The sequence below is a fragment of the Microcystis wesenbergii FACHB-1317 genome (genome assembly GCF_014696875.1).
Taxonomy (GTDB): Bacteria; Cyanobacteriota; Cyanobacteriia; order Cyanobacteriales; family Microcystaceae; genus Microcystis; species Microcystis wesenbergii_A.
The window spans coordinates 1-4,364 of sequence record NZ_JACJQV010000072.1; the positions used below are offsets into that span (position 1 = coordinate 1).

At 41.7% G+C, this 4,364-nt stretch carries 3 protein-coding genes; all 3 read right to left on the reverse strand.

What is annotated here, in order from left to right; all coding sequences use genetic code 11:
• Positions 1-237 precede the first annotated feature (237 nt).
• Positions 238-1,575: a lipopolysaccharide biosynthesis protein RfbH gene (rfbH, locus tag H6F92_RS03585; RefSeq protein WP_190356819.1), complete on the reverse strand. Its 1,338-nt coding sequence runs from the start codon at positions 1,573-1,575 to the stop codon at positions 238-240.
• Between the two features lie 74 nt (positions 1,576-1,649).
• A complete protein-coding gene (gene rfbG, locus H6F92_RS03590) occupies positions 1,650-2,768 on the reverse strand; it encodes a CDP-glucose 4,6-dehydratase (RefSeq protein ID WP_190356820.1) in 1,119 nt (372 codons plus the stop codon).
• 326 nt (positions 2,769-3,094) lie between these two features.
• Positions 3,095-4,237, reverse strand: a complete 1,143-nt coding sequence (locus H6F92_RS03595) for a hypothetical protein (protein ID WP_242029983.1) — start codon at positions 4,235-4,237, stop codon at positions 3,095-3,097.
• Between the last annotated feature and the right edge of the window lie 127 nt (positions 4,238-4,364).

The window sequence follows — 4,364 nt, forward strand, 5'->3', positions numbered from 1 at the left end:
ATTAGCATCGATTCTAGAATTAGTCCTGCTAATTCTAACGATTCTCGTAAAGCGGCTGCTAATAGGGGCTGCAAGTTGTTGTCCACAGGTTCGTCAGGTAGAATAAAATCATCTGGCAGTTTTTCCCAGGTGATTATCGTTGATTTTGTCGGTAAATCAATAGCAGATGGTGTCATGTTTATCTCTTTTTCATTAAGAAAAGCCAAGAATACTTAAAAAAAGTCGGTTTTCCCTTAATCACCCTTGACAGAAATTTTTTAGCGTCAAGACAACATATTCTAACATTTCCCCCGTTAATCCGGGATAAATGCCCAGCCAAAAAACACTACTCATGATTTTATCAGCATTACTTAAATCCCCAATAACTCGATAATTTAACCCCTTATAAAGAGGCTGTCGCAATAAATTTCCTCCAAATAATAGCCTTGTGCCGATGCGTTTTTCCTCCAAATGCTTAACTAAATCATTGCGGCTAAAAGGAGCATTTTCCTTGACAAAAATCGGAAACCCGAACCAACTCGGTTCAGAATCCGGGCTGGCTTGGGGTAGAGTCAAAACATCTTGAATATCTTGTAATTGTTGATGTAAAAAGGCAAAATTTTCCCGGCGCTTTTTGATAAATCCTGGCAATTTATTCAGTTGCGCTACCCCGACGGCGGCTTGCATATCCGTCATCTTTAGGTTATAACCCACATGAGAATAGGTGTACTTATGGTCATAGCCAAAGGGTAAATCTCCTAACTGCCAACCGAAGCGCTTATTACAGGTATTATCTACCCCCGGAGGACACCAACAATCTCTGCCCCAGTCACGGAATGACTCGACAATCTTTTTCAAGCGGGTATCACTGGTTAAAACCGCACCCCCTTCTCCCATAGTCATGTGATGAGCAGGATAAAAGCTAACCGTTGCTAAATGCCCAAAGGTGCCGGTTTTTTGCCCTTTGTAAAGACTTCCCACCGCATCACAGTTATCCTCAACTACCCAGAGGTCATGTTTTTCGGCAAAAGCCATCACCGCTTCTAAATTAAAGGGATTTCCCAGGGTATGAGCGATCATAATCGCTTTAGTCTTCTCTGACAAGGCGGATTCCAGCTGCTCGATGTCGAGGTCATAACCGGGTAGTTTAACGTCTAAAAAGACGGGAATTAGCTGATTTTGAAAGATGGGGTTAACTGTAGTCGGGAAACCTGCGGCGACGGTAATGACTTCATCCCCCGGTTTAAGTTGTTTTTCCCCTAGTTTAGGGGAAGTTAAGGCACTTAAGGCCACTAAATTGGCCGAAGAGCCGGAATTGACTAATAAACAATGTTTTACCCCCATCCACTGGGCAAAACGTTCCTCAAATTCTGCCGCATATCTGCCCGTCGTTAACCAGAAATCTAGGGAAGAATCCACTAATTTGACTAATTCTTGCTCATCAAATACCTTACCCGATGCCGGAATATAGGTCTGCCCCGCCACAAAAGCCCGGGGTTGAAATTTGTGCTTATAATATTCTTGTACTGCTTGAAAGACTTGCTCTCGCAGTTCTGCTTCAGTATTTGTATTGGGGGGAGAAATAGATTGAGTCATGGTTAATTTCCTTTCAGGGGAGAAATTTGTACTTAATTATTACTTAATTTGCACTATGATCAGCCTTGAGTTCGCTAATCGCTCAGACAACTTTGATAATATTCGATTTGTTGGCGAGTAAGGTCTTGGAATTGTGCTTTATCTTCAGAGTCCATTTGCGCCGCTTGATAATACCATGTCACGGTTTCCTTGAGGGTTTGCCGAAAATCCCAGGCGGGTTGCCATTTTAGGGTATGGAAAGCCTTATCTGTGACTAGATTAAGCAATTTAGCCTCATGAACAGCCTTCGGATCACTTTGATCGAGCCAAGTCCCCGGCCAAAGTTGTAGGATAGACTCAACTAACTCTTTAACCGGACGATTAGAAGTCAGAGACGGACCGAAATTAAACGCCCCATATAACCCCCGGCTGTCTTGCTGCCAATTAGCCGTCATCAACTGCTCATAAATCGACTCAGCTAACCGTAAATAGCCACCTAAAGGCTCTAAAACGTGCTGCCAAGGGCGAGTCGCTAGAGGGTTCCGCACCGGAATCGCTTCGGACTTCATCAAGGCCCGCATCGCATCGGGTACAATCCGGTCTAGAGACCAATCTCCGCCACCGATGACATTTCCTGCCCTGGCGCTGGCAATGCCGATGGGGGTTTGAGGGGTTTTAAAGAAGGAATTTCGCCAAGATGCGATCGCCAATTCCGCCCCAGCTTTGCTAGAACTATAGGGATCGTAACCCCCTAAGGGGTCATTTTCCCGATAACCATAGACCCATTCCCGATTCTCATAGCACTTATCGCTAGTAATAAACACGGCGGCACAGGGATGAGTCAGGCTTTTGAGGGCTTCTAAAACGTGAATAGTCCCCATGACATTTGTGTTCCACGTTTCCACCGACTCAAGATAGGAAAGTCGCACTAAGGGTTGTGCCGCTAAATGAAAGACTACATCCGGTCGCCATGAAGCGATTAAACGAGCCACTAACTCAGCCTCTCGAATATCTCCTATATGGTGACTCAGGTTTTGAGCTAAGTCTAATTGCTCAAATAAGGCGGGGGTGGTATTGGGAGCTAAACTGAGGCCTTTTACCTCTGCTCCTAGATGGAGTAACCAAAACCCCAGCCAAGACCCCTTAAAGCCAGTATGACCAGTAATAAAGACCTTTTTGCCCGACCAAAATGATTTCTTTACCATATTTTCCATCTAGCTTGTCCACTGTCATCAAGGGGATTGACCATTTCCATTTCTCGATAAGTATCCATGCACTGCCAAAACCCATCAGGCTCATCCCAGAAGGAGAGGGGAGCGATGATTGTTCACAAGTCAAATAGACTCGCTGTACCGGGTTTTCAGTTAATTGCAGCAGCTTTGTGCAAGTAACCGCTCCCAAAGAGTCTTTGTGAAGGCTTAAACCCATCACCCCAACTCTTTGGGAGCTACTATACAGGAACTTGACCGAGGATGTCAATTGGTTAAGGGGATTTGACAATTCATCTAGTTTGGCTATATATTAGGCTGTGGTTAAACTTTTATCCAGAAAATTTGCCAGACAATCTCTTATGGACTAAACTTTTTAGCCATTCAGGCATAGAGAGAACTGCCATGTATAATAAATTGGCAAATAAGAGCAAATTGATAACTTCATCAATTGCCCAAGGATGTAAGAATGGACTGGCGTAAAAGGTTACCACTATAGCGACTAAAGCCATACTGGAAGACAAGCTCAATTGATTTTCTTGCTTAATCCAATCCAAGATTTGAGGAAGGGCAAAGATTAGAAAAGTTAATTTGTAATCCATAACAAGGCCAATAACCAGATAATTTCCTAAATAAATGCCTGCTGCCAGACGGAAATAATCAATATATTGACTTTTATCTAAAGATTTGCCCGAATCTGCTGAGACAAAATCGGAACTGAGCCATTCTTTAAAAATCTTAAATTTCGACAATAAAACTCTGGTCAAGACTAATAGCGTCAATAAACTCATAATTATATACATCATATATCTGAGCGTCTTTTTAATATCAGTTTCTCCGCCAGTAGATAAAGAAAGATTTAATAGAAAAGTTTTGACTTTCAAAAAGAGGGCTTGATGTCCAAAACGAAACCAAACACTCTCAACATCAAATGTTTGTGAGATAGTTTTCATCTCCTCTATACTAGCGATAAAATAAGTAATAAAAGCAGCCGCAAAAATAGCCGCCAAGAACAGAAATATATTTCTTTTTTCTTTAATAATTACCGCCAGACCGAAAATGGGAAATAGTTTAATAACTCCCCAAAAAAATATTAACAAATAGGCACACAACCTAAAAATTAATGCTCGGCTATTCTTAATTATCATTAGTCCGACACCAAGCCAAGAATAGATAACAATATCTACGTTGCCACGTTCGACTAAAAGCATTACCGGTGGTGAGCATAAAATTAGGGCATAAACTATAGCTTCTTGATAATTTAATCTGCCAATGATCATTAAAGTTATCACATAAAAAATTAAAGCAAATAAAACTCCTAAAAATATAGTATCACGCTGCCCTAACCCCAGCCAAGTCAATAAAGACCAACTACTAGGATAATATATTTGATTGAAGCAGGAATTATTGATTAGGGAAACTTCGCCAGTCAATCGATCACAATCAAAAGCACCTAATACGTATCCAAGATCCATAAAAGTGTTTTTAATGGGACTTAGACAAAAAACAAATCGAGAAAAGCCTCAACTCCAATCCCCGCTTGGGATTTACTTCGAGAAGCCCAAAATCGCTGAAACCCAGATAGATCAAGGAAAATCATAA

What these genes read in the sequence shown, in the direction of transcription:
- rfbH (WP_190356819.1), bottom strand. Translation starts at nt 1,575, where the DNA reads ATGACTCAATCTATTTCTCCCCCCAATACAAATACTGAAGCAGAACTG.
- rfbG (WP_190356820.1), bottom strand. Translation starts at nt 2,768, where the DNA reads ATGGAAAATATGGTAAAGAAATCATTTTGGTCGGGCAAAAAGGTCTTT.
- H6F92_RS03595 (WP_242029983.1), bottom strand. Translation starts at nt 4,237, where the DNA reads ATGGATCTTGGATACGTATTAGGTGCTTTTGATTGTGATCGATTGACT.